Raw genomic sequence first — 23,068 nt, 5'->3', positions numbered from 1 at the left:
GGGGGGCGACAGCTTCAGCTCAGGTCCCGCAACGGATGCTCGTTCGCAGACCAGGGACTGACGAAGAAGGCGGCCACCTCACCCGCGTCCAGATCGGCGACCGAGGCTGGGCTCCAGCGCGGTGCGTGATCCTTGTCGACCGCCAGCGCGCGAATGCCTTCGACGGTCTCGCTGCGGGCCGCGCCGCGCAAATGGAAGGCGTGGTGCACCAGATCACGCTCCAGGCGCAGATCGTCGGCCAGGCCGAGCTTGCGGCCGCGGCGCACAAGCTCCAGCGTCACCGCCATCATGGTTGGCGAGCGGGTCAACAGCGTCTCGCGGGTCTGGTGCGCCCAGTCGTCATCGGCCGCGGCCAGGGATGCCAGGATGCCGGCCAGTGTCGGCTCGCCAAAATGGCGGTCGATGCGTTCGGCGGCGGCCTTGGGGTCGGCGGTGGGGGCGAGATCGGCACACTCCATGACGGTCGCGATGACGTGCTCGGCGCTGGGCTGGGGGCTGGCCCTCAGCGCTTCGACAAGGTCGGCCCATTGCGCCGCCGGCACATAGACGTCGCCCAGGCCCCATTCGATGGCGTCGCCGGCCGCAATGGCCTGGCCGGTCAGTGCCAACCATTCGCCGACGTGGCCGGGGCATTGGGCGAGGAAGTAGCCACCACCGACATCGGGAAAGAGGCCGATGCCGGTCTCGGGCATCGCCAGCTTGGAGCGCTCGGACAGCACGCGCAGCTTGGCGCCCTGGCTGATACCCATGCCGCCGCCCATGACGATGCCATCCATCAGCGCGATATAGGGCTTGGGGTAGTGGTGGATCAGGTGGTTGAGGCGGTATTCCTCAGTGAAGAAGTCTTCCAGCGCCGGGTCACCGGCATGAGCGGCCTGGTGGAAGAAGCGGATGTCGCCGCCCGCGCAGAAGGCCGGCGCCTTGCCTTCGCGGCCCGCGCCGAGCACTGCGACGGCCTGGATCTCCGGTCGAGATGCCCAGTGGCGCAGCAGCGCCGTCATGTCGCGGATCATGGCCAGCGACAGCGCATTCAGCGCTTGCGGGCGATTCAGCGTGATGAGGCCGAGACAGCCGTTGACGTCGGCCAGGATATGGCCGTCAGACACCAGGGTCGGGATCAGGTCACTCATGCGTTATTCAAGGAGGCGGGTTTGACAGTAGGAGGCGCCAGCGCTTCGTTGGCGATCAGCGCCGCAAGCACGAGGCTACCGCCGATCAGGGCCGCGCTGCCTGGGTGTTCGCCCGCAAAAGCCCAGGCCCACAGCACGCCGAGCAGGGTTTCCGCCTGGCCGAGTAGGGCCAGCTCGTGGCCCGGCAGCTCGCGCGCCAGGCGCACGGCCAGCAGACAGGGAACGGCAAGCTGGAAGACGCCCAGAAAACCCAGCAGGGACAGGTCGTGCGCACCGGCCTGCAACGGCCAGGCCAGCGGCAGCGTGGCGGCCATGGAGATCAGCGCACCGATCAGCACGGCGGGCAGCATGTCGGTGTCGCCCCGTCCTTCCTTCTGCAGCAGACACCAGTTGGACGCCGCAGCCAATGGGACGCCCAGCGCAACGAAGAAGCCCAGCAACGGCCCGCCCAGTTGGCCACCGAACATCCAGGCGATGCCCGCGCCGGCCAGCGCAATCGCCCACCAGGTGCGGACCGGAATCGGCTGATGCAAAAAGAGCCGCGCAAATATCGCCGTGAACAGCGGTGACAGCGACATCGTGACCAGCACATTGGCCACCGTCGTCAGCGACAGCGCGACCATGAAGGCCGTGAACATGACAGCCCAGCACAGGCCTGAGGCCCAGACCGCGCGGCCCTTCAGGCTGCCGAACAGCGCCCTGCCCCGCATCACGCCAAGGATGAGCACCAGCGCCAGCGCATTGAACGCACTGCGCCAGAACGTGATCTCGAAGCCCCGCGCCGCATCCAGATGCCGCGTGACCACGCCCGCCGAACTCCACATCAGCGTGACCAGCAGCATCAGCAAAACAGCAGACCGGTGGCTCATCAACGAAGAGCGCCCCTTTCGGGGCGCGGGCAATCAACTGACTAGAACCCCCTCCTGAAGGGGGGCTGGGGGGAGCTCAAGGCGCCGCGCCAGCGAAAGCGTGTCAGCTCCGCTGAGCACGCTTTCGCTCGTTCTCGGACAAGAAGCGTTTGCGAACCCGCACGCTCTTGGGCGTGATCTCGACCAGTTCGTCGTCGTCGATGAAGTCGACGCCGTACTCCAGCGTCAGCTCGATCGGCGGCGTGACCTTGATCGCATCTTCCTTGCCGGAGACGCGGAAGTTGGTCAGCTGCTTGGTGCGGGTCGCGTTGACGACCAGGTCGTTGTCGCGGTTGTGGATGCCAACGATCATGCCTTCGTAGACCGGGTCGTTGGGCTTGACGAACATGCGGCCGCGATCGTCCAGCTTGCCCAGGGCGTAGGTGAAGATTTCGCCGTCGTCCATGGAGATCAGTACGCCGTTCTTGCGGCCGCCGATGTCACCCTTGTGGGCCTCGTAGCCGTCGAAGATCGACGAGATCAGGCCCGAGCCGCGGGTCAGGTTCATGAACTCGTTGCTGAAGCCGATCAGGCCACGGGCCGGGATGCGGTACTCCAGGCGCACGCGGCCATGGCCGTCCGGCTCCATGTTGAGCATTTCGCCCTTGCGCAGGCCCAGCGCCTGCATGACGCCGCCCTGGTGGATTTCTTCCACGTCGGCTGTCACCAGCTCCATCGGCTCCTGCTTCTCGCCGTCGACGTCCTTGAACATCACGCGCGGCTTGGAGACGGCCAGCTCATAGCCTTCACGGCGCATGTTTTCCAGCAGGATGGTCAGGTGCAGTTCACCGCGGCCGCAGACCTCGAAGATGCCGTCTTCGTCGGTCTCCTTCACGCGCAGGGCCACGTTGTGCTGCAGTTCCTTCTGCAGGCGGTCCCAGATCTGGCGGCTGGTGACGAACTTGCCTTCGCGGCCGGCCAGCGGGCTGGTGTTGACGCAGAAGTTCATCGTCAGCGTCGGCTCGTCGACCTTCAGCATGGGCAGCGGCGACGGGTTGGCCGGGTCGGTCACGGTCACGCCGATGCCGATGTCCTCGATGCCGTTGATCAGCACGATGTTGCCCGGGCCGGCGTCGGTGACCTGCACGCGGTCCAGGCCGTGGAAGGTCAACACCTGGTTGATGCGGCCGTTGACAGCCTTGCCGTCCGGACCTTCCATCACGACGACCTGCATGCCGGTCTTGATGGTGCCCTGGCTGATGCGGCCCACGCCGATGCGGCCGACGAAGGTGGAGAAGTCCAGCGCCGAGATCTGCAGCTGCAGCGGAGCAGCGGGATCACCCGACTGGGCGGGCACGTGCTTCAGCACGGTGTCGAACAGGGCCGACATATCGGGGCCCCATTGCTCGCCAGGCGCGCCTTCGGTCAGCGAGGTCCAGCCGTTGATGCCGGAGGCGTAGACGACCGGGAAGTCGAGCTGCTCGTCGGTGGCGCCCAGCTTGTCGAACAGGTCGAAAGCGGCATTGATGACGGCGTCGGGCTTGGCGCCCGGCTTGTCGACCTTGTTGACCACGACGATGGGCTTGAGACCCAGTGCCAGCGCCTTCTTGGTCACGAAGCGCGTCTGCGGCATCGGGCCTTCCTGGGCGTCGATCAGCAGCACGACGCCGTCGACCATGGACAGTGCGCGCTCGACTTCACCGCCGAAGTCCGCGTGTCCGGGCGTGTCGACGATGTTGATGTGCGTGCCGCCCCACGACACCGCGCAGTTCTTGGCCAGGATGGTGATGCCACGCTCGCGTTCGATGGCGTTGCTGTCCATGACGGTGTCGACGACCTTTTCGTGGTCGGCGAAGGTACCGCTCTGGCGCAGGAGCTGGTCGACCATGGTGGTTTTGCCGTGGTCGACGTGGGCAATGATGGCAATGTTGCGGATCGGGGTGGTCATGGTGATGCTTGGAAGAAAACCGGGTCAGGCGGAAAGCAGAGCCTGGACCTCCGGCGGGGTCAACAGGCGGTCGGCGATCAGTTCGCCAGAGGAGATGTGGGCGCTGCCGAGGAAGGCGCGGGGTTCGGGGCCGTAGACACGCACGCGCTCGGCGTCGGCTGCGGTCACGCGGCGGCGCAGCCCAGACAGGAAGCGTGCGGCCTCGTCGGCAGGCAGACGAAGCTCGGGGGCTTCGGCCAGCAGGCGGTCGGGCGAGGTCAGCAGCGCGGCGCGTTGTTCTTCGGGCAGGGCTTCCAGGCCGCTGAGCGTGATGCTGCCGTCCAGCGTCAGGCTGCCGGAGCCGGTGCGGCGCAGTGCGGCCAGCGAAGCGCCACAACCGAGTGCAGTGCCAATGTCTTCGGCCAGCGTGCGGATGTAGGTGCCTTTGGTGCAACGGACGTCGAGGGTCACGGTGCCAGCCTGCACGCTGACGATGTCGATGGCATGAATCGTCACGCGACGGCTCTTGCGCTCGATCTCGATGCCGGCGCGGGCGTATTCGTACAGCGCCTTGCCCTCGTGCTTGAGCGCCGAGTACATCGGCGGCATCTGGTCGATCTCGCCGGTGAAGGCGGCGCAGGCGGCAGCGATCTGCGCTTGCGTGATGCCGTCGGCGTCACGGCGCTCCAGCACCTCGCCTTCGGCGTCGCCGGTGGTCGTGCGGATGCCCAGCGCCAGGGTTGCGAGATAGCGCTTGTCGGCGTCGAGGCTGACCTGGCTGAACTTGGTCGCGGCGCCAAAGCACAGCGGCAGCAGGCCGGTGGCCAGCGGGTCCAGCGTGCCGGTGTGGCCGGCCTTCTCGGCGCGCAGCAGCCACTTGGCTTTCTGCAACGCGTCGTTGCTCGACAAGCCCAGCGGCTTGTCGAGCAACAACACGCCATGCAGCGGGCGACGCTGGATGCGTACCCGAGCAGGCCTCGCAGTGACGACAGCCTCAGTCATTCGGCTCCTCGTCTTCCAAAGCGCGAGTCGCATTGGCCTTGTTGATCAGGGCACTCATCTCGGCCGCACGCTCGATGGTGCGGTCGAACTGAAAGTGCAGCGTCGGCACCGTGTGGATCTGCAGGCGCTTGAACAGGCCGTTGCGCAGGAAACCCGCGGCCTCGTTCAGCGCTTCCTGCGTTTCCTTCGGGTCACCGACCAGTACCGAGAAGAACACCTTGGCATGGGCGTAGTCGGGCGTGACCTCGATCGCATTGATCGTCGCCATGCCGATGCGCGGATCCTTGAGCTCGCGGATCAGCTCCGCCAGATCACGCTGGATCTGGTCGGCGACTCGGAAAGCTCGGTTGGGGATGGCGCGTTTGTGTCTCATGGCAGGTTTCCTGATCAGGCTGTTTGCGCGGTTCACGCGCGGACAGCCAACAAAGAACAAACCCCGCCCCGAGGGGCGGGGTTAACCCTCGGGATTGGAGGTCAGAGCGTGCGGGCCACTTCCTTGATCTCGAAGAATTCGAGCTGATCACCTTCCTTGATGTCGCTGTAGTTCTTGAGCTTGATACCGCACTCGAAGCCTTCCTTGACTTCGCGGACGTCGTCCTTCTCGCGACGCACCGAGTCCACCTCGCCCGTGTAGACGACGGTGTTCTCGCGCAGCAGTCGGAAGCGAGCGCCACGGCGAACCAAACCGCTGGTAACCATGGAGCCGGCCACCGTGCCGATCTTGGAAGCGACGAACACAACGCGGATCTCGGCGGTACCCAGCGCTTCTTCGCGCTGCTCGGGCGCCAGCATGCCGGACATCGCCTTGGTCACGTCATCCACAGCGTCGTAAATGATGCTGTAGTAACGCAGATCGACCGCGTTGCCTTCGGCCAGCTTGCGCGCACCGGCATCGGCCCGCACGTTGAAGCCGATGATGACGGCCTTGGAGGCGATGGCGAGGTTGATGTCGCTCTCACTGATGCCGCCGACCGCCGCGTGGACGATCTGCACCTTGACCTCGGCGTTGCTGAGCTTGAGCAGCGAAGCGGCCAGCGCTTCCTGCGAGCCCTGCACGTCGCTCTTGATGATCAGCGGCAGCGTCTGCACGTCGCCGGCGCCCATCTCGCTGAACATGTTCTCCAGCTTGGCAGCCTGCTGCTTGGCCAGTTTCACGTCGCGGTACTTGCCCGAACGGAAGGTCGCGACCTCGCGGGCGCGGCGTTCGTCGCCCAGCACCATGAACTCATCGCCAGCTTGCGGCACTTCGGTCAGGCCCTGGATTTCGACCGGGATGGACGGGCCAGCCTCGGTACAGGCCTTGCCGTCTTCGTCCAGCATGGCGCGAACGCGGCCGAACGTGGAGCCAGCCAGCACGACGTCGCCGCGCTTGAGCGTGCCGCTCTGCACCAGCACCGTCGCAACCGGGCCGCGGCCCTTGTCCAGCTTGGCTTCGATGACCAGGCCCTTGGCCATCGAGGCCACCGGCGCCTTCAGTTCCAGCACTTCGGCCTGCAGCAGCACCTGCTCCAGCAGGTCGTCAATGCCCTGGCCGGTCTTGGACGACACGCCGATGAAGGGCGACTCGCCACCGAATTCTTCCGGCACGACCTGTTCGGCCACGAGCTCGCTCTTCACGCGCTCGACGTTGGCGTCGGGCTTGTCGATCTTGGTCATCGCGACCACGATCGGCACGCCAGCCGCCTTCGCGTGGTGGATGGCTTCCTTGGTCTGGGGCATGACGCCGTCGTCGGCCGCGCAAACGAGGATGACGATGTCGGTTGCCTTGGCACCGCGGGCACGCATCGCCGTGAAGGCCGCGTGACCCGGGGTGTCCAGGAAGGTGATCATGCCGCGCGGCGTATCGACGTGATAAGCACCGATGTGCTGCGTGATGCCACCAGCCTCGCCTGCGGCGACGCGGGCACGGCGGATGTAGTCCAGCAGCGAGGTCTTGCCGTGGTCGACGTGGCCCATGACGGTGACGACCGGGGCGCGCGACAGCGACTCGTGCTCCTGCTCGGCGGTGCCCTCTTCTTCCAGGAAGGCGTCCGGATCGTCCAGCTTGGCGGGGAAGGCCTTGTGACCCATTTCCTCGACCAGGATCATGGCCGTCTCTTGGTCCAGCTGCTGGTTGATGGTGACCATCTGGCCCAGCTTCATCAATTGCTTGATGACCTCGGCGGCCTTGACCGACATCTTGTGGGCGAGGTCGGCCACCGAGATCGTCTCGGGGACGTGCACCTCTTGGATCTGCATCTCTGCAGGTGCCTGGAAGTTGCCTTGGCCATTGCCACCACGGTCATTGCCGCCACGACGGCCACCGGCACCACCGCGCGCCGGAGCACGCCAGTTGCCGCCGCCACCCGGGCGGTTCGCGCCGGCGGGGCCGGCGCCGATGGTCTTGAGGCCACGCTTCTTGGCGGCGTCATCGGCCCAGCTGGATGACAGCTTCTCGGACTTGACCGACTTCTTGTCGCCCGGCTTGCCGGCGCCTGCGCCGGCTGCAGCAGGTGCTGCGCCCGGCGTGCCGGCCTTCTTGTGGATGGTGCCCTTGATGCCCGCGGCGGCTTCGGCCGGCTTGGGCTCTTCGGGCTTCTTCGCGACCAGCACCTTTTTGGGTGCATTCATCATCGCGCGGATCTTGGCGGCCTCGTCCTCGGCGGCCTTGCGGCGGCGGGCCAGGTCGTCCTGCTTCTGCTTCTCTTCGGCAGCGGCATCGACGGCCTTGACGACGCGCAGCGCCGGCTTGGCCACTTCGGGCGCGGGCGGTGGCGGGGCGACGACTTCAGGCGCAGGTGCGGGCGGCGGCGGCGCAACGACTTCAGGCTCGGGCGCAGGCGCGGCGGCCTTGGCACCGCGCTTGGAGGCGGCCTTGTTGATCGCGGCAGCTTCGGCGGCGGCAGCAGCGGCATTGCGCTGGCGGGCCTCGGCCTGCTCGACGGGCGTGACCTCCGGCTTGGCGGCGGCAGCTGCAGCGGCAGCTTCGGCAGCGGCCTTGGCGGCGGCTTCGGCGGCAGCCTGCTCCTCGGCGCGGCGCGCCTCGGCAGCTTCACGCGCGGCGCGCTCGGCGTCCTCGCGAGCCTTCACCTTGGCGGCGAGTTCCTCTTCCTGGGCACGCAGCGCGGTGGCTTGGGCCTGGGCTTCTTCCTCGCGGCGCACCAGTTCGGCGTCGTCAGGGCCAGCGGCGACCTCATCGTCACGCTTGACGAAGGTGCGGGTCTTCTTGACCTGGACCTGGATCGTGCGGGCCTTGCCACTGGCATCGGCTTGCTTGATCTCGGTGGTCGACTTCTTGACGAGCGTGATCTTCTTGCGATCCGCACCGGCAGTGCCGTGGGAAGAGCGCAGGTGGTCGAGCAGGCGTTCCTTGTCGTTCTCGCTCAGCGAGTCGTCGACGGAAGACTTCTTGACGCCCGCGGCATGCAGCTGCTCCAGCAGCGTGCCCGCCGGCTTGCTCAGCTCGGCGGCGAATTGGGCGACGGTAGTCACGGCCATGTGGGGATCCTTCAAATTACTTTCGGTGCGGCGCGGCGTGTGTTGATCAGGCGTTGAACCAGTGTTCGCGGGCCTTCATGATCAGCGCGCGCGCAGCGGCCTCGTCTTGGCTGGTCAGCTCAACCAGTTCGTCGACAGCCAGGTCGGCCAGATCGTCACGGGTGTTGATGCCGCCTTCGGCCAGCTTGCTCAACAGTTCAGGGGTCACGCCTTCGAGATCGCGCAAGTCCTGCGAGACCTCTTCGACCTTCTCTTCGCGGGCGATTTCCATCGTCAGCAGGGCATCCTTGGCACGGGTGCGCAGCTCGTTGACGGTGTCCTCGTCGAAGGCCTCGATCTCCAGCATTTCCTGCATCGGCACGTAGGCGACTTCTTCCAGGCTGGTGAAGCCTTCGGCGATCAGGATGTCGGCGACTTCGGCGTCGACGTCGAGCTTCTCGACGAAGAGCTTGCGAACGCTTTCAGCCTCGACCTCATGCTTGGCGGCAGATTCCTCAGCCGACATGATGTTGATGCGCCAGCCGGTCAGCTCGGACGCCAGGCGCACGTTCTGGCCGCCACGGCCGATGGCGATGGCGAGGTTTTCCTCGTCAACGACGACGTCCATCGCGTGGCGCTCTTCATCCACGACGATGGATTGCACATTGGCCGGGGCCAGCGCGCCGATGACGAACTGGGCCGGGTCTTCGCTCCACAGCACGATGTCAACGCGCTCGCCAGCAAGTTCGGTCGTCACGCCGTTGACGCGCGAACCGCGCACACCGACGCAGGTGCCGATGGGGTCGACACGGCGGTCATGGCTGAGAACGGCGATCTTGGCGCGCGAACCGCTGTCGCGGGCGCAGCTCTTGATCTCCAGCAGGCCTTGTTCGATTTCCGGCACTTCCTGGGCGAAGAGTTCCTTCATGAACTCAGGGCTGGAGCGCGAAAGCATGATTTGCGGGCCGCGCTGGGTCGGGTCCACACCGAGGATGACGGCGCGCACGCGGTCACCGGTGCGCAGGTTCTCTTTCGAGATCATTTCGCTGCGCTTCAGGCGCCCTTCGACGCGACCGCTTTCGACAATGATGTCGCCCTTGTCCAGGCGCTTGACGGTGCCGACGAAGATCTTCTCGCCGCGCGACATGAAGTCGTTGAGCAATTGCTCGCGCTCGGCGTCACGGATCTTCTGCAGGATGACCTGCTTGGCGGCCTGTGCGCCGATGCGGCCGATGGGCAGGGACTCGACGGGTTCTTCGATGTGGTCGTCCACCTCGATGTCGGAGATCTGTTCCTGGGCTTCAAACAGCAGGATTTCGGCGTCGGCGTTCTGCAGACCGGCCTCGTTGGGCACGACATGCCAGCGGCGGAAGGTCTCGTACTCACCCGATTCGCGATCCACACTGACGCGGATGTCGGCCTCAGCGCCGTAAATCTTCTTGGTGGCCGAGGCCAGCGCGGCTTCCACCGCACCGAACACGACATCGCGCTCCACGCTCTTCTCGCGCGAGATCGCGTCCACCAGCATCAACATTTCGCGGTTCATTGCTTGAGACCTCCGTCAACCTTGTCTTGGCCGGGCGCCGCATCACTGGGCGCGCCCGCTTGTTTCTTGAGTGCTGCTTTTTTCGGCTTGATGACACCACGCTGGCCGGGCTTGCGGTCAGGCGCCGGTTCGCCGCCACGACCCTTGAAGCTGAACGACGGCACGAGGCGTGCCTCGCGCACCTCGTCGAGCGTGAAATCAAGCGCCTGATCGGCCTCGCCGTCGTCGAACACCAGGCGCCAGGCCTGGTCATCCGCCGCATCCGGCTGCGCGCTGACCACGCCGCGGTACTTCTTGCGGCCCTGGAAAGGTGCTTTGAGCGTGATATCGATTTCCTGGCCGGCAAAGCGCGCGTAATGCGCGGCCTTTTTTAACGGCCGATCCAGACCCGGTGAAGACACTTCGAGCCGGGAATATTCCAAACCCTCGACCTCGAGCACATACTGCAGCTGTCGGGTGACCTTTTCGCAGTCATCCACATCGATCAGCTCGCCGGCATCCGCCCCGGCGTTCAGCCTGTCAATCGTCACGCGCAGCGTTCCACCACTGGCACTGCGTTCGCAGTCCACGAGTTCGTAACCGAGTCCGGTCACGGTCGTTTCCACAGCGGTTTGCCAACTCATTCGGGGTGTGCGGTCTTCGGTCGAAAGAAAATCGAAAAAGCAAAAAAAATGGGCTGGATGAATCCGCCCACTCGTTCACCTGATATCGCGCCCCGGGGGATGTCGTCCGGGGCTCGTTGAAAGACTCTTTGCAGAGTTCTCTCATTTCTGGTGAAGCTCGGATTGTACTGTGCAAGTCCCATGCCGGCAAGCCGCTACGCCCTGCGCGTGCCAGAATCTGAGGCTGTTTGAGACCTCACAGGAGACAAGAATGGGCTTTCTCGCCGGCAAGCGGCTGCTGATCACGGGCGTGCTGTCCAACCGCTCCATCGCCTACGGCATTGCCCGGGCCTGCCACCGCGAAGGTGCCGAGTTGGCGTTCAGCTATCAGGGCGAACGTTTCAAGGACCGCATCAGCGAGTTCGCTGCCGAATTCGGCTCCAAACTCATTTACGACTGTGACGTGACCAGCGACGAGCAGATGGAGGCGTTGTTCAACCAGCTCGGCGAGGTCTGGCCGGAGTTCGACGGTTTCGTCCATTCCATCGGCTTTGCGCCTCGCGAGGCGATTGCCGGCAATTTCCTGGACGGCATGACGCGCGAGAACTTCCGCATCGCCCACGACATTTCGGCCTACAGCTTCCCCGCCATGGCCAAGCTGGCCGCCCCGCGCCTGCGCCCCGGCGCCGCCCTGCTCACACTGAGCTACCTGGGCGCCGAGCGCTACGTGCCCAACTACAACACCATGGGCATGGCCAAGGCGGCGCTGGAGGCCAGCGTGCGCTACCTGGCCCACGACCTCGGCGCCAAGGGCGTGCGAGTCAACGGCATCTCTGCCGGCCCAATCAAGACGCTGGCAGCCTCCGGCATCAAGGACTTCGGCAAGTTGCTGAGCCAGTTCGCCGCCTCGGCGCCGATCCGGCGCAACGTGACCATCGAGGACGTCGGCAACGCCGCTGCCTTCCTGCTGTCCGACCTGGCCGCCGGCGTCAGCGCCGAGATCATGTATGTCGATGGCGGCTTCAGCCATGTCGCACTCGCCGGCGGCGAGTGATCAAGTGAGGTCGCGGCATGGCGTGCGTCGCGACCTGGCGTACCACGAGAAACCGCGCCGGCGGATGGGCGCAGCGGCCTGATCAGGCCTTCACGCAGTCCACGTAATACCGGCCGCGACCGGTCTCTTCGTCCACTTCATGGACAAGGCCGTGGACGTCGGTCGCGAAGCCCGGAAACTTCGCATTGAAGCTGCGCGTGAACTTCAGGTAATCGACGATCTTCTTGTTGAAGCCCTCGCCAGGAATCAGCAGCGGGATGCCGGGCGGATAGGGCGTCAGCAGCGAGGTCGTGATGCGCCCCTCCAGGTCGTCGATGCCGACGCGTTCGGTCTTGCGCTGTGCGATATGGGCATAGGCTTCCGTCGGCGTCATCAGCGGCTGCAGATTGGACAGATACATGTCCGTCGTCAGGCGTGCAATGTCGCCTTCGGCATAGGCCCTGTGAATGGACTGGCAGAGGTCGCGCAGGCCCATGCGCTCGTACTTCGGGAACTTCGCGCAGAACTCCGGCAGGATGCGCCACAGCGGCGCGTTCTTGTCGTAGTCGTCCTTGAACTGCTGCAACGCAGTCAACAGCGTGTTCCAGCGGCCCTTGGTGATGCCGATGGTGAACATGATGAAGAAGGAATACAGCCCCGTCTTCTCGACGACGACACCATGCTCGACGAGGAACTTGGTGACGACCGAGGCCGGGATGCCCGTGGTGGCAAAGCGCCCTTCCATGTCCAGCCCGGGCGTGATGATGGTGGACTTGATCGGGTCCAGCATGTTGAAGCCCTCGGCGAGCGCGCCGAAGCCATGCCAGTCCTCGTCGGCGTGCAGCATCCAGTCCGCCGACACGGGCTCGCTGCCCTGGTCATCCTGCGCGCGCAGGAAGTCCGGCCCCCAGACCTTGAACCACCAGTCGTCGCCATAGTCCGACTCGACCTTGCGCATGGCACGGCGGAAGTCCAGCGACTCGCGGATGCTTTCCTCCACGAGCGCCGTACCGCCGGGCGGCTCCATCATCGCCGCAGCCACGTCGCAGCTCGCGATGATCGAGTATTGCGGCGAGGTCGACGTATGCATCAGGTAGGCCTCGTTGAAGAGATGCTTGTCCAGCTTGACGCTTTGCGAATCCTGCACGAGCACCTGCGAGGCCTGCGAGATGCCAGCCAGCAGCTTGTGCGTGGATTGCGTCGCGTAGACCATGGCTTCCTTCGGGCGCGGACGGTTCTTGCCCATCGCGTGGAACTGCCCGTAGAAATCGTGAAAGGCCGCATGCGGCAGCCAGGCCTCATCGAAGTGCAGCGTCGGGATGTAGCCGTCGAGCTTCTTCTTGATGGTTTCGGTGTTGTAGAGCACGCCGTCATAGGTGCTCTGCGTCAGCGTGACGATGGAGGGCTTGACCGTGGCAGCGTCGATGTGCGCCAGCAGCGGGTTGGCGGCGATCTTGGCGCGGATGGTCTCCGGACTGAACTCGCTCTCGGGAATGGGCCCGATGATGCCGTAGTGGTTGCGCGTCGGCGTCAGGAAGACGGGGATGGCGCCACACATGATGATGGCGTGCAGATTGCTCTTGTGGCAGTTGCGGTCGATGACGACGACGTCGCCGGGCGCCACCGTGTGGTGCCAGACCATCTTGTTGGACGTGGACGTACCGTTGGTGACGAAGAAGCAGTGATCGGCGTTGAAGATGCGCGCCGCGTTCTTCTCGCTGGCCGCGACCGGACCGGTGTGATCCAGCAGTTGGCCGAGCTCTTCAACGGCGTTGCACACGTCAGCGCGCAGCATGTTCTCGCCGAAGAACTGGTGAAACATCTGCCCCACCGGGCTCTTCAGGAAGGCGACGCCGCCCGAGTGGCCTGGGCAATGCCAGGAGTAGGAGCCGTCCTGGGCGTAGTCCATCAGCGCCTTGAAGAACGGCGGTGCCAGGCCATCGAGATAGCTCTTGGCCTCACGGATGATGTGGCGGGCTACGAACTCCGGCGTGTCCTCGAACATGTGGATGAAGCCATGCAGTTCGCGCAACACGTCGTTAGGCAGATGCTGGCTGGTGCGCGTCTCGCCATAGACGTAGATGGGGATGTCCGGGTTGCGGTTGCGGATCTCCTGGATGAACTTGCGCAGATTCAGCACGACAGGGTCCATCTCGGGCCCCGCGGTGAATTCCTCGTCGTCAATGGACAGGATGAATGCCGAGGCGCGGCTTTGCTGCTGGGCGAACTGCGACAGATCGCCGTAGCTCGTCACGCCCAGGACTTCCATGCCCTCCTTCTGGATGGCCTCGGCCAACGCGCGGATGCCCAGGCCCGAGGTGTTCTCGGAGCGGTAATCCTCATCGATGATGACGATGGGAAAGTGAAAACGGATCATCGGCGGCCTCCAGCGGGCGGGCATCAAAAAACGAAGCGGCGAAGTGTAGGGCCGCAGCATGTCCCACTCGCGTCAGCGCAGTCTATAAACTGACCCGACAACACTTACCTGGGGAGACAAGATGGAATGGAACTGGGCCACCGTCTGGTGGATCGCTGCAGGAGCGCTCGTCGCGGCCGAATTGGCCAGCGGCACCTTCTATCTGCTGATGCTGGCCGTGGGCGCCATCGCCGGTGCGCTGGCGGCTCATCTCGGCGCGAGCTTGACCGCACAAGTGCTGACCGCCGCCGTCACGGGCGGCGCAGCGGTCGTGGGCTGGCACCTGCGGCGCAGCCGCATGCCCGCAGCCGCTCCCGCTGCAAGCAACCCAGATGTCAACCTCGACATCGGTCAATCCGTCCAGGTCGAGACCTGGTCAACCGACGGCCGGGCCAAGGTGCAATACCGCGGCGCTGCCTGGCAGGCACGCTTTATCGGCAGTCCGCCGGCCCAAAGTGGCCGGCATGTGATTCGCGCGGTCGAAGGCAGTTGTCTGCTCCTCGATCGCTGAGCCTGCAAACCAACAACACCGGGAGGCCTCATGGGGTTCCAAATCGCACTCGTCATCCTCGTCATCGCGGCCATCTTCGTGGCGCGCTCCATCAAGGTCGTCCCGCAGCAGAACGCCTGGGTGGTGGAGCGCCTGGGCAAATACCACGGGACGCTCACACCGGGGCTCAACTTCCTCGTGCCCTTCGTCGACCGGCTGGCCTACAAGCACTCACTGAAGGAGATCGCGCTCGATGTGCCCAGCCAGGTCTGCATCACCAAGGACAACACCCAGTTGACGGTTGACGGCATCCTCTACTTCCAGGTCACCGACCCCATGCGGGCGAGCTACGGCGCGAGCAACTATGTTGTCGCCATCACGCAATTGGCGCAAACGACGCTGCGCTCAGTCATCGGCCGCATGGAGCTGGACCGCACCTTCGAGGAGCGCGCCGTCATCAACACGTCCGTCGTCGAGGCCCTGGACGAGGCGGCCTTGAACTGGGGCGTCAAAGTGCTGCGCTACGAGATCAAGGACCTGACGCCGCCGCCAGCCATCCTGCATTCCATGCAGGCTCAGATCACGGCGGAGCGCGAGAAACGCGCGCTGATTGCGGCGTCAGAAGGCCGGCGCCAGGAGCAGATCAATATCGCGACCGGCGAACGTGAGGCGGCCATTGCACGCTCGGAGGGTGAGAAGCAGGCCGAGATCAACCAGGCACAGGGCCAGGCCGCAGCGATCACCGCTGTGGCGGACGCGACTTCGGACGCCATCCGCAAGATCGCAGCGGCCATCCAGCAGCCGGGCGGTGATCAGGCTGTGCAGCTGAAGGTCGCCGAGAAGGCTGTCGACGCCTATGCCCAGCTCGCTCAGAAGAACAACACGATGATCGTGCCGGGCAATATGACGGAAGTCGCTGGTTTGATCGGCACCGCCATGGCGTTGTTCAAAGGCGGCGCAAAGGCCTGAGGCCCAGAACAAAAAAGCCCGCGAGGGCCCTGAACAAGGGCAGTCGCGGGCGCAAGACGTTCGGGGGGCGCCGAACGAAAGCGATGGAGGTGTCGCTTTTCCTAAGATCTGCTCAGAGGATCGGGATCAATTACCCGTAATCGGGAAGCCGAGCAGTTCTGCGAGAACTTCCCAGAAAGAAACTTTTTCCATTTGCACCGTCCGGCTAGCAGCGTTGAGATGGCGCGCAGTGTGTAGGACGGGCAGACAACAGAGAACTACAAACCCTGGTAGGGCCGGTAGCCGGTCAGAGCAGCCCCAGCTCCATCGCCTTCAGCACGGCTTGGTGCTTGGTGGACACGTCGAGCAGCTTGAACAGTTGCTTCATGTGGTAGTTCACCGTGTTCTCGCTGATGCCTAGCAGGCTCCCGACAACCCAGGCGCTCTTGCCCTCCATCGTCAGCTTCAGGATCTCAAGCTGTCGTGACGGAAGCTGCACCGCAGGTTGTGCCGATCTCTTGGACACAAGCAGCCGCCCTGCAGCGTCCTGTGCATGAACGGCGAGCAATTGCAAGTCCGCGATCATCCGATTCAGCTTGATCGGATCTTTGGGCAAGGGTGCGTCCCGATCGAGCCCGAGAAGCAACCGGCGGTAGCCAGGCATTTGGACACCTACGGCAACACCGGTCCGGTAGCCGAACGGTGCATACATCTCCCACAACTCGCCTGCACCGGCGTCCACGTAGAAAGCCTGGTCGTAAATCAGCGGTTTGGTCAGGCTCGCCAAACGTTGATGCACGGGGTCGCGTTGCGCGTAGCTGTTGTCCCTGGAAATCTCCAAGAAAGCCTCAGGCGTGTTGCCTACGGCGACGTACTCAGTCTTCGCACCCGGCCCACGGTGCTCGATGGCCAGCACGCCAACGACCAGACCGAAATCTAGGTCATTCGCGAAGGCGATCAGCCCCTGTCGAAAAGACGTGAGATCTGCTGCTTGACTGACTTGTTCGTACCGCTGGAGGTTCATGCGCTACTAGGGTTGGTAGGCGCAGTGCGGCCTCGACGAACGCAAACTGCAAACCATCCAAATGACGGGAGATCCGAATGCAGATGGCAGCCTGGCAACTGATGGCCTGCGAGACGGTCGTCAAGACTGTAAACGAGTTTGAAAAAGTGACAGACGACCTGCGTCAAATCGGAAGCAGTGTCAGAGTGCACGATGCACGTTCCGGGCTGCGATGTGGCCAGGAAGTGTGGGCTGCACTGGCCGATGGCGAAGCCATCCAGATTGCATGGGAATGGACGGAGATCCAGCCTGACGTCGTGGCGCTGTTCGACCCGATGAACATCTTGTGCAACGTCGCGCTGATTGACGGCCACGGGCATGAGCTGGCGCGTTCGCGGCGCATGCTGCACCTCAACAATGTCGTGCACCAGCTCGACTGGCGCGGCGCCCTGGACTGGCGCAGCAGCAACTGACGGAATGTCGCCTTCGTGAGCACGCAATAGGTTATGATTGTTGGCTTGCAGGAGAGGTGGATGAGCGGTTTAAGTCGCACGCCTGGAAAGCGTGTGTGGGCTAATACCCACCGCGGGTTCGAATCCCGCCCTCTCCGCCAAAGTATGAACGGGCCCACTGGGCCCGTTTTGCTTTTCTGGCTCATGACTGATCGACATTCAGTCGCAGTTCAGCCCACAGAAAGCGCAGTTCGTCGCGTCAAGGTGGCCCGCTGTCCGACCTTGCTCAACACTTCAGTCTGCGCCCTGCCGATGAGCAAGGCTGGAGCCGGAGATGCCAAGAGTGAAACAGGGATGGTGGTGCTTGAGCTTGACGCTCGGATTGCTGATCGGCGGCATGCCGGCAAAAGCCAGTGAGGTTGTCAAGCTCGCTCGCCTCGTTGTCAGTGGCAAGCGCGGTCCCGCCGAAGCCCCACGGGCCGCGCCGGCTGAACAGCGCCCTGCCGGCCCAGCCAGCCCACAGATTCATGGCACCGGCGGGAATGACGACGCTGGCACAGCGCCCGCCCCGGCCCGCGGCCTCGTCTCCTAAGCAGCCAAGTAAAAATGCCCCGAAACCTATGGTTTCGGGGCATTGCTGTTTTTGGCGGAGTGGACGGGGCTCGAACCCGCGACCCCCGGCGTGACAGGCCGGTATTCTAACCAACTGAACTACCACTCCGCGTGGGATGAATTCGATACCAATATCCAAGCTCATCAAACTTGCCCGTCTTGCGACGGGATTGCCAATCGCATTCCCATCATACGACGAGATTGCCAATATTGGCGTCCCCTAGGGGATTCGAACCCCTGTAATCACCGTGAAAGGGTGGTGTCCTAGGCCTCTAGACGAAGGGGACAGAACTTTTTAAACAAACTGCGTGCCACACAAAAACCACAAGAGTATTTGGTGGAGGTAAGCGGGATCGAACCGCTGACCTCTTGCATGCCATGCAAGCGCTCTCCCAGCTGAGCTATACCCCCGGTATAAACCGGTCGCAAAAAGCAAACGGCCAATAAATTGGCCGTTCTTTTATCGGGTGGACCCGATGGAATCCTTGGCGGAGTGGACGGGGCTCGAACCCGCGACCCCCGGCGTGACAGGCCGGTATTCTAACCAACTGAACTACCACTCCGCGTGGGATGAATTCGATACCGATACCGTCCTTCGACAATATCCAAGCTCATCAAACTTGGCGTCCCCTAGGGGATTCGAACCCCTGTAATCACCGTGAAAGGGTGGTGTCCTAGGCCTCTAGACGAAGGGGACGAAACCTTCGCAACTTGAACCGCGCGCCATCCAATAAGCCAAGGCCTTTTTGGTGGAGGTAAGCGGGATCGAACCGCTGACCTCTTGCATGCCATGCAAGCGCTCTCCCAGCTGAGCTATACCCCCGTGTTTTCGAGTTGACTGTTGTCAGTCTCTTCGTTAACAGCGCTGTTCAAGCGAGACCAAGAGTATATGACGAAATTCAAATGGAATGCAAGCGTTCGAGGACTTTTTTCTTGTCGAAGTGCTCCAGCACGGCATCCACACTCGGGGTCTGAGAACGCCCGCACACCAGCACGCGCACCGGTACCGCCAACTGCGGCATCTTCAGTCCGGTGGCCGCAAGGGTTTCCTTCAAGGCCTGCTGGATGCCGGCCTTGTTCCAGTCGGTCATGGCCGACAGTCGTTCTGCCAGCACAGCCAGTGCCGGGCGCACGGCATCGGTGATGTAAGCCGCAAGATCCTCGACCGATGGCATGACGGGCGCGAAATACATCGCGAGCCAATCGGCCAGTGCGGCGGCCGTCGCGCAGCGATCCTTGAACAGACCGACCTTGGGCTGGACCTGCTCTGCCGTGGCTTGAATACCCTTGGCCTTGAGTTGCGTGACGACAAGATCAGCCAGCCGGCCCTCATCGATCTGCTTCAGGTAATGGCCGTTGACCCAGTCCAGCTTGGCCGGGTCCCACTGCGCGGGGCTCTTGGACAGATGCGAGCCATCGAACCACGCCACCATCTGCTCGGCCGTGAACAACTCATCGTCGCCATGGCTCCAGCCCAGGCGGGCCAGGTAATTCAGCATGGCCTCGGGCAGATAGCCACCGTCGGCATAGGCCGTCACGCTTACAGCGCCGCGGCGCTTGGACAACTTCTGGCCATCGTCACCCAGGATGATGGGCAGGTGTCCAAACTGCGGCAGCGGTGCGCCCAGCGCATTGAAGATGTTGATTTGCCAGGGCGTGTTGTTGATGTGCTCGTCGCCGCGAAAGACGTGGCTGATGCGCATGTCCCAGTCATCGACAACGACGGCGAAGTTGTAGGTCGGCACACCGTCGGTGCGCACGATGATGAGGTCGTCGATCTCGCGGTTGTTGATCGTGATCGTGCCCTTGACCAGGTCGTCCCAGGTCACGTCGCCGTCGACGGGGTTGGCGAAGCGGATGACGGGCTTCACACCCTCCGGCGGGGCGGGCAGCACCTTGCCCGGCTCGGGGCGCCAGCGGCGGTCGTAGAGCTTCTTCTCGCCGCGGGCCTGCTGAGCCTCCTTCATCGCGTCCAGTTCCTCGGGCGTCGCATAGCAGCGGTAGGCCTTGCCCTCGCTGATCAACTGTTCGACGACGGCCTGATAGCGGTCCAGGCGCTGCATCTGGTAGATCGGACCCTCGTCGTAGTTCAGGCCGAGCCAGTTCATCGCCGCAATGATCTGGTCGACCGAGTCCTGCGTGGAGCGGGCCACATCCGTGTCCTCGATGCGCAGCACGAACTCGCCGCCGTGGTGCCGGGCATAGGCCCAGGAAAAAAGGGCGGTGCGGGCCGTGCCCAGGTGCAGAAAGCCGGTCGGCGACGGTGCGATGCGCGTGCGGACCTTGTCGAAAGTGGAGCTCATCGGATTTTCAAAGTGGAAAGGCCACGCAGCAGATCGTCAGTGATGTCGTCTACATGCTCGAGGCCAACGGCCAGGCGGATCAGCCCCTGCCCGATGCCGGCGGCTTGACGCTGGTCCTCGGTCAGGCGGCCGTGCGAGGTCGTCGCGGGGTGAGTGATGATGGATTTCGTATCGCCGAGATTGGTGGCGATGGACAGCACGCGCGTGCTGTCAATGACGTGGAAAGCTGCTGCACGTGCAGCTTCAGAGGTATCGGCGCGCAGGTCGAAGGACAGCACCGCCCCGCCCTGCCCGCTTTGCTGGCGCATGGCCAGGTCATGCTGAGGATGGGATGCGAGCGATGGGTAGTAGACATGGTCCACCTCCGGCTGCGCCTCCAGCCAGCGCGCAACGGCCAGGGCCTGCTCGCTCTGGGCCTTCATGCGCAGCGACAGCGTCTCCAAGCCCTTGAGCACGACCCAGGCGTTGAAAGGCGCCAGCGTCATGCCGACGGTACGCAGCACCGGGCCGAAGACATCGCGGATCAACTTGCTGGAGCCACACAGCGCGCCGGCCATCACGCGACCCTGGCCATCCATGTACTTGGTGGCCGAATGCATGACGATGTCGGCACCCATCTCGGTGGGGCGCTGCAGCGCTGGCGTCGAGTAGGTGTTGTCGACCGCCAGGATGGCGCCGGCTCCGTGGGCAATGTCCGCCAAGGCGCGGATGTCGCAGACCTCGGTCAGCGGGTTGGTCGGCGTCTCGGCGAAGAGCAGTTTCGTTGCCGCCTTGACGGCTGCACGCCATTCGGCGAGGTCAGTCTGCGAGACAAAGCTGGTCTCGACACCGAACTTCGCGAATTCCTTGGCGAACAGGTTGATGGTCGAGCCGAACACGGAGCGCGAGCAGACGACGTGATCGCCGGCCTTCAACACGCCCATGCCGAGCAGCAGGATGGCGCTCATGCCAGTGGACGTAGCGATCGCCGCCTCGGTACCCTCCAGCGCAGCCAGGCGCGCCTCCAGGCTGCGCACGGTCGGGTTGCTGGTGCGCGAGTAGGTGAAGTCCTCGGAGTTGGAGAACTTGCGCGCCGAGGTTTCCGCGTCGGGCTGGACGTAGGCCGTGGTCAGGAACAGCGCTTCGGAGTTCTCGCCATGCTGGCTAGGCGCCAGCGCCGTGCGCACGGCCAGCGTCTCCGGGCGCAGGCCCTCGGGCAAGGTGCGGCGAGCGGGGTCGCTCATGCGTTCAGCCCCTATTGCTCACTGTCGCTTTGCAGCGCCAGGCGGCCACGTGCGTCGGCGTCTTCCTCGCTGGGCTGGCTGGTGCGTTGCGCGCGCAGCGTGGCGAAGTCTTCGAGACTCACGTCACCGGTCACGTAGTGGCCGTCGAAGCAGCTTGCCTCGAAGCCGGCGAGGCCCGGGCGCAGCGCGGCGACGACGCGCTTCATAGCATCCACGTCCTGGTAGATCAGCGCATCGGCGCCGATGTATTGGCGGATCTCCTCGACGGAGCGGTTGTGTGCGATCAGTTCCTCGGTCGTCGGCATGTCGATGCCGTAGACGTTGGGATAGCGCACCGGCGGCGCGGCGGAGGCCAGGTAGACCTTGCGCGCACCGGCCTCGCGGGCCATCTGCACGATCTCCTTGGACGTGGTGCCGCGCACGATGGAGTCATCCACCAGCAGCACATTGCGGTCCTTGAACTCGACGCCGATGGCATTGAGCTTCTGGCGCACCGACTTCTTGCGCGCGCCCTGCCCCGGCATGATGAAGGTGCGGCCGACGTAGCGGTTCTTCACGAAGCCTTCGCGATAGGGCTTACCGATGCGGTGAGCCAACTGCATGGCCGACGGGCGGCTGCTTTCCGGAATCGGGATGACGACGTCGATCTCGTTGGGCGGCATGGTGGAAATGACCCGCTGGGCCAGCGTCTCGCCCATGTTCAGCCGCGCCTGGTAGACCGAGATGCCGTCCATCACTGAGTCCGGGCGGGCCAGGTAGACGAACTCGAACATGCAGGGGTTCAGCGTCGGGTTGTCATTGCACTGCTCGGTGTGCAGCTTGCCGGTCATGTCGATGAAGAGGGCCTCGCCGGGCGCCACGTCGCGCTCCAACTGGTGGCCGGTGCCTTCCAGCGCGACGCTTTCGCTGGCCACCATGACCTCGCCGTTGGCCGAGCGGCCGAAGCACAGCGGGCGGATGCCGAAGGGGTCGCGGAAAGCCAGCAGGCCCTGGCCCGCGATCAGTGCGATGACGGCATAACTGCCCTTGATGCGCTTCTGCACCGCACGCACGGCGGAGAAGATCTCCTTGGGCGTCAGTGGCAGGTCGCGCGCGGCCAGCTCCAGCTCGTGTGCCAGCACGTTGATCAGCACCTCGGTGTCGCTCTCGGTGTTGATGTGGCGACGGTCGATGTCGAAGAGCTCGTCTTTCAGCGCATGCGCATTGGTCAGGTTGCCGTTGTGCACCAGCACGATGCCGAAAGGCGCGTTCACGTAGAAGGGCTGCGCCTCTTCCTCGCTGTAGGCATTGCCGGCTGTCGGGTAGCGCACCTGGCCCAGGCCGATGCTGCCCGGCAGCGCGCGCATGTTGCGGGTGCGGAAGACATCACGCACCATGCCGCGCGCCTTGTGCATGAAGCACTTGTTGCCCTGCATGGTGACGATGCCGGCGGCGTCCTGGCCGCGGTGCTGCAGCAGCAGCAGCGCGTCATACAGGAGCTGGTTGACGGGGGAGGCAGCAAGAGCGCCGACGATGCCACACATGGCGGAGATCCTTAGTCAGTCGATTCCGCTTCAGATGGGGTCATCGAGCGGGAAACAAATCGGGCAAGTGGTTCGGGCAGCAAGGGCGCCACGTCGAGCAGTACATCACTGAGCACGGGTGCGGCACGCGAGGCCCGCCAGGTGCTTGACTCCGCCAGGGGCGAAGCGCCAATGACGAGCACAAGCAACAGTGCGATGAAGACACCACGCAGCGCACCAAAACCGGCGCCACCCAGGCGGTCCACGATGGACAGCGGCGTGGCGTGAATCAGCGTCTTGACCAGGCGCGAGGCCAGGCTCCAGACGATCAGCACGAAAAAGAAGGCGATCGCCAGCGCGACAACATGCAGGGCGGCAGGGCCGAACTTGCTGGTCATGGAGGCAGGCAGCAGGTCCTCGACGACAGGCGCCAGCGGCGACGCGGCGAAATAGGCAACCACCCAGCCGGCGAGTGACATGACCTCGAAGATCAGGCCGCGCCACAGGCCGATGCCGATCGAGATCAGCAGCACTGCCGCGAACGCGAGGTCGACCCAGCTGAGCGCGACGTCCAT

General features: G+C 64.2%; 17 protein-coding genes, 7 tRNA genes and 1 pseudogene. 5 read left to right on the top strand and 20 right to left on the bottom strand.

Annotated features, from left to right (window positions below):
• Positions 1-14 precede the first annotated feature (14 nt).
• The 8 genes and pseudogenes from ASC91_RS11690 to rimP form a co-directional block, all read right to left on the bottom strand.
• A complete protein-coding gene (locus ASC91_RS11690; RefSeq protein ID WP_056196720.1) occupies positions 15-1,130 on the bottom strand; it encodes an enoyl-CoA hydratase/isomerase family protein in 1,116 nt (371 codons plus the stop codon).
• Positions 1,127-1,999 (bottom strand): DMT family transporter, encoded by an 873-nt coding sequence (locus ASC91_RS11685; RefSeq protein ID WP_056196717.1) that lies wholly within the window; start codon positions 1,997-1,999, stop codon positions 1,127-1,129. The genes ASC91_RS11690 and ASC91_RS11685 overlap by 4 nt, the downstream gene beginning before the upstream one ends.
• A gap of 103 nt (positions 2,000-2,102) precedes the next feature.
• Positions 2,103-3,926, bottom strand: coding sequence for a translational GTPase TypA (gene typA, locus ASC91_RS11680; protein ID WP_056196714.1), 1,824 nt, complete (start codon positions 3,924-3,926; stop codon positions 2,103-2,105).
• A gap of 24 nt (positions 3,927-3,950) precedes the next feature.
• Entirely contained in the window at positions 3,951-4,907 is a 957-nt protein-coding gene (gene truB, locus ASC91_RS11675; protein WP_056196710.1) for a tRNA pseudouridine(55) synthase TruB, read from the bottom strand.
• On the bottom strand, positions 4,900-5,280 hold the full coding sequence (rbfA, locus tag ASC91_RS11670) for a 30S ribosome-binding factor RbfA (RefSeq protein WP_056196708.1): 381 nt from the start codon (positions 5,278-5,280) through the stop codon (positions 4,900-4,902). Before rbfA ends, truB begins: the two co-directional genes overlap by 8 nt.
• A 101-nt stretch (positions 5,281-5,381) precedes the next feature.
• Positions 5,382-8,384, bottom strand: coding sequence for a translation initiation factor IF-2 (gene infB, locus ASC91_RS11665; RefSeq protein ID WP_056196705.1), 3,003 nt, complete (start codon positions 8,382-8,384; stop codon positions 5,382-5,384).
• Positions 8,385-8,430: 46 nt separating this feature from the next.
• Positions 8,431-9,909: a transcription termination factor NusA gene (gene nusA / locus ASC91_RS11660; protein WP_056196701.1), complete on the bottom strand. Its 1,479-nt coding sequence runs from the start codon at positions 9,907-9,909 to the stop codon at positions 8,431-8,433.
• 116 nt (positions 9,910-10,025) lie between these two features.
• A pseudogene (gene rimP / locus ASC91_RS11655) lies at positions 10,026-10,532 on the bottom strand (ribosome maturation factor RimP); the annotation flags it as partial.
• Positions 10,533-10,782: 250 nt separating this feature from the next.
• Between rimP and fabI the strand changes: the two are divergent.
• Positions 10,783-11,565: an enoyl-ACP reductase FabI gene (gene fabI, locus ASC91_RS11650; RefSeq protein ID WP_056196698.1), complete on the top strand. Its 783-nt coding sequence runs from the start codon at positions 10,783-10,785 to the stop codon at positions 11,563-11,565.
• An 82-nt stretch (positions 11,566-11,647) separates the two neighbouring features.
• Here the strand turns inward: fabI and ASC91_RS11645 are convergent, their stop codons facing one another.
• Positions 11,648-13,921, bottom strand: coding sequence for an arginine/lysine/ornithine decarboxylase (locus ASC91_RS11645; RefSeq protein ID WP_056196695.1), 2,274 nt, complete (start codon positions 13,919-13,921; stop codon positions 11,648-11,650).
• A 121-nt stretch (positions 13,922-14,042) separates the two neighbouring features.
• Between ASC91_RS11645 and ASC91_RS11640 the strand changes: the two genes are divergently transcribed.
• Both ASC91_RS11640 and ASC91_RS11635 read left to right on the top strand, forming a co-directional pair.
• Positions 14,043-14,471, top strand: coding sequence for an NfeD family protein (locus tag ASC91_RS11640; RefSeq protein ID WP_056196692.1), 429 nt, complete (start codon positions 14,043-14,045; stop codon positions 14,469-14,471).
• A gap of 30 nt (positions 14,472-14,501) precedes the next feature.
• Entirely contained in the window at positions 14,502-15,419 is a 918-nt protein-coding gene (locus ASC91_RS11635; protein ID WP_056196690.1) for an SPFH domain-containing protein, read from the top strand.
• 286 nt (positions 15,420-15,705) lie between these two features.
• Here ASC91_RS11635 and ASC91_RS11630 read toward each other — a convergent pair whose 3' ends face one another.
• Entirely contained in the window at positions 15,706-16,422 is a 717-nt protein-coding gene (locus tag ASC91_RS11630) for an autoinducer binding domain-containing protein (RefSeq protein ID WP_056196685.1), read from the bottom strand.
• Positions 16,423-16,499: 77 nt separating this feature from the next.
• On the opposite strand from ASC91_RS11630, the gene ASC91_RS11625 reads away from it, so the two are divergent.
• Complete coding sequence (locus ASC91_RS11625) at positions 16,500-16,874, top strand: hypothetical protein (protein WP_056196681.1); 375 nt, start codon at positions 16,500-16,502, stop codon at positions 16,872-16,874.
• Positions 16,875-16,924: 50 nt separating this feature from the next.
• A tRNA-Ser gene (locus tag ASC91_RS11620) sits at positions 16,925-17,014 on the top strand.
• A gap of 483 nt (positions 17,015-17,497) precedes the next feature.
• Here ASC91_RS11620 and ASC91_RS11615 read toward each other — a convergent pair.
• From ASC91_RS11615 to ASC91_RS11570, 10 genes are all read right to left on the bottom strand, one after another.
• Positions 17,498-17,574 (bottom strand) — tRNA-Asp (locus tag ASC91_RS11615).
• Between the two features lie 102 nt (positions 17,575-17,676).
• Positions 17,677-17,752, bottom strand: a tRNA-Glu gene (locus tag ASC91_RS11610).
• A 48-nt stretch (positions 17,753-17,800) separates the two neighbouring features.
• A tRNA-Ala gene (locus ASC91_RS11605) sits at positions 17,801-17,876 on the bottom strand.
• A 75-nt stretch (positions 17,877-17,951) separates the two neighbouring features.
• A tRNA-Asp gene (locus tag ASC91_RS11600) sits at positions 17,952-18,028 on the bottom strand.
• A 58-nt stretch (positions 18,029-18,086) separates the two neighbouring features.
• A tRNA-Glu gene (locus tag ASC91_RS11595) sits at positions 18,087-18,162 on the bottom strand.
• 50 nt (positions 18,163-18,212) lie between these two features.
• Positions 18,213-18,288: transfer RNA gene (locus tag ASC91_RS11590), tRNA-Ala, on the bottom strand.
• A 76-nt stretch (positions 18,289-18,364) separates the two neighbouring features.
• Positions 18,365-19,768 carry a glutamate--tRNA ligase gene (gltX, locus tag ASC91_RS11585; protein ID WP_056196678.1) on the bottom strand — a complete coding sequence of 468 codons (1,404 nt, stop codon included), beginning with the start codon at positions 19,766-19,768 and terminating at the stop codon, positions 18,365-18,367.
• The gene (locus ASC91_RS11580; RefSeq protein ID WP_056196674.1) at positions 19,765-20,991 is read right to left on the bottom strand and encodes an O-succinylhomoserine sulfhydrylase; all 1,227 of its coding nucleotides are present in this window, start codon (positions 20,989-20,991) and stop codon (positions 19,765-19,767) included. The genes gltX and ASC91_RS11580 overlap by 4 nt, the downstream gene beginning before the upstream one ends.
• An 11-nt stretch (positions 20,992-21,002) precedes the next feature.
• Complete coding sequence (gene purF, locus ASC91_RS11575) at positions 21,003-22,514, bottom strand: amidophosphoribosyltransferase (protein ID WP_056196671.1); 1,512 nt, start codon at positions 22,512-22,514, stop codon at positions 21,003-21,005.
• Positions 22,515-22,525: 11 nt separating this feature from the next.
• The gene (locus ASC91_RS11570; protein WP_056196668.1) at positions 22,526-23,068 is read right to left on the bottom strand and encodes a CvpA family protein; all 543 of its coding nucleotides are present in this window, start codon (positions 23,066-23,068) and stop codon (positions 22,526-22,528) included.

The sequence above is a fragment of the Pelomonas sp. Root1237 genome (assembly GCF_001425055.1).
Lineage (GTDB): Bacteria > Pseudomonadota > Gammaproteobacteria > Burkholderiales > Burkholderiaceae_C > Pelomonas.
Note: the sequence above shows the minus strand (reverse complement) of the source record. Positions and strands in the feature narration are given on the sequence as shown.

Excerpts from the sequence above, each read along its gene's own strand:
- ASC91_RS11690 (WP_056196720.1), bottom strand. The coding sequence starts at position 1,130 with ATGAGTGACCTGATCCCGACCCTGGTGTCTGACGGCCATATCCTGGCC.
- ASC91_RS11685 (WP_056196717.1), bottom strand. The coding sequence starts at position 1,999 with ATGAGCCACCGGTCTGCTGTTTTGCTGATGCTGCTGGTCACGCTGATG.
- typA (WP_056196714.1), bottom strand. The coding sequence starts at position 3,926 with ATGACCACCCCGATCCGCAACATTGCCATCATTGCCCACGTCGACCAC.
- truB (WP_056196710.1), bottom strand. The coding sequence starts at position 4,907 with ATGACTGAGGCTGTCGTCACTGCGAGGCCTGCTCGGGTACGCATCCAG.
- rbfA (WP_056196708.1), bottom strand. The coding sequence starts at position 5,280 with ATGAGACACAAACGCGCCATCCCCAACCGAGCTTTCCGAGTCGCCGAC.
- infB (WP_056196705.1), bottom strand. The coding sequence starts at position 8,384 with ATGGCCGTGACTACCGTCGCCCAATTCGCCGCCGAGCTGAGCAAGCCG.
- nusA (WP_056196701.1), bottom strand. The coding sequence starts at position 9,909 with ATGAACCGCGAAATGTTGATGCTGGTGGACGCGATCTCGCGCGAGAAG.
- fabI (WP_056196698.1), top strand. The coding sequence starts at position 10,783 with ATGGGCTTTCTCGCCGGCAAGCGGCTGCTGATCACGGGCGTGCTGTCC.
- ASC91_RS11645 (WP_056196695.1), bottom strand. The coding sequence starts at position 13,921 with ATGATCCGTTTTCACTTTCCCATCGTCATCATCGATGAGGATTACCGC.
- ASC91_RS11640 (WP_056196692.1), top strand. The coding sequence starts at position 14,043 with ATGGAATGGAACTGGGCCACCGTCTGGTGGATCGCTGCAGGAGCGCTC.
- ASC91_RS11635 (WP_056196690.1), top strand. The coding sequence starts at position 14,502 with ATGGGGTTCCAAATCGCACTCGTCATCCTCGTCATCGCGGCCATCTTC.
- ASC91_RS11630 (WP_056196685.1), bottom strand. The coding sequence starts at position 16,422 with ATGAACCTCCAGCGGTACGAACAAGTCAGTCAAGCAGCAGATCTCACG.
- ASC91_RS11625 (WP_056196681.1), top strand. The coding sequence starts at position 16,500 with ATGCAGATGGCAGCCTGGCAACTGATGGCCTGCGAGACGGTCGTCAAG.
- gltX (WP_056196678.1), bottom strand. The coding sequence starts at position 19,768 with ATGAGCTCCACTTTCGACAAGGTCCGCACGCGCATCGCACCGTCGCCG.
- ASC91_RS11580 (WP_056196674.1), bottom strand. The coding sequence starts at position 20,991 with ATGAGCGACCCCGCTCGCCGCACCTTGCCCGAGGGCCTGCGCCCGGAG.
- purF (WP_056196671.1), bottom strand. The coding sequence starts at position 22,514 with ATGTGTGGCATCGTCGGCGCTCTTGCTGCCTCCCCCGTCAACCAGCTC.
- ASC91_RS11570 (WP_056196668.1), bottom strand. The coding sequence starts at position 23,068 with ATGGACGTCGCGCTCAGCTGGGTCGACCTCGCGTTCGCGGCAGTGCTG.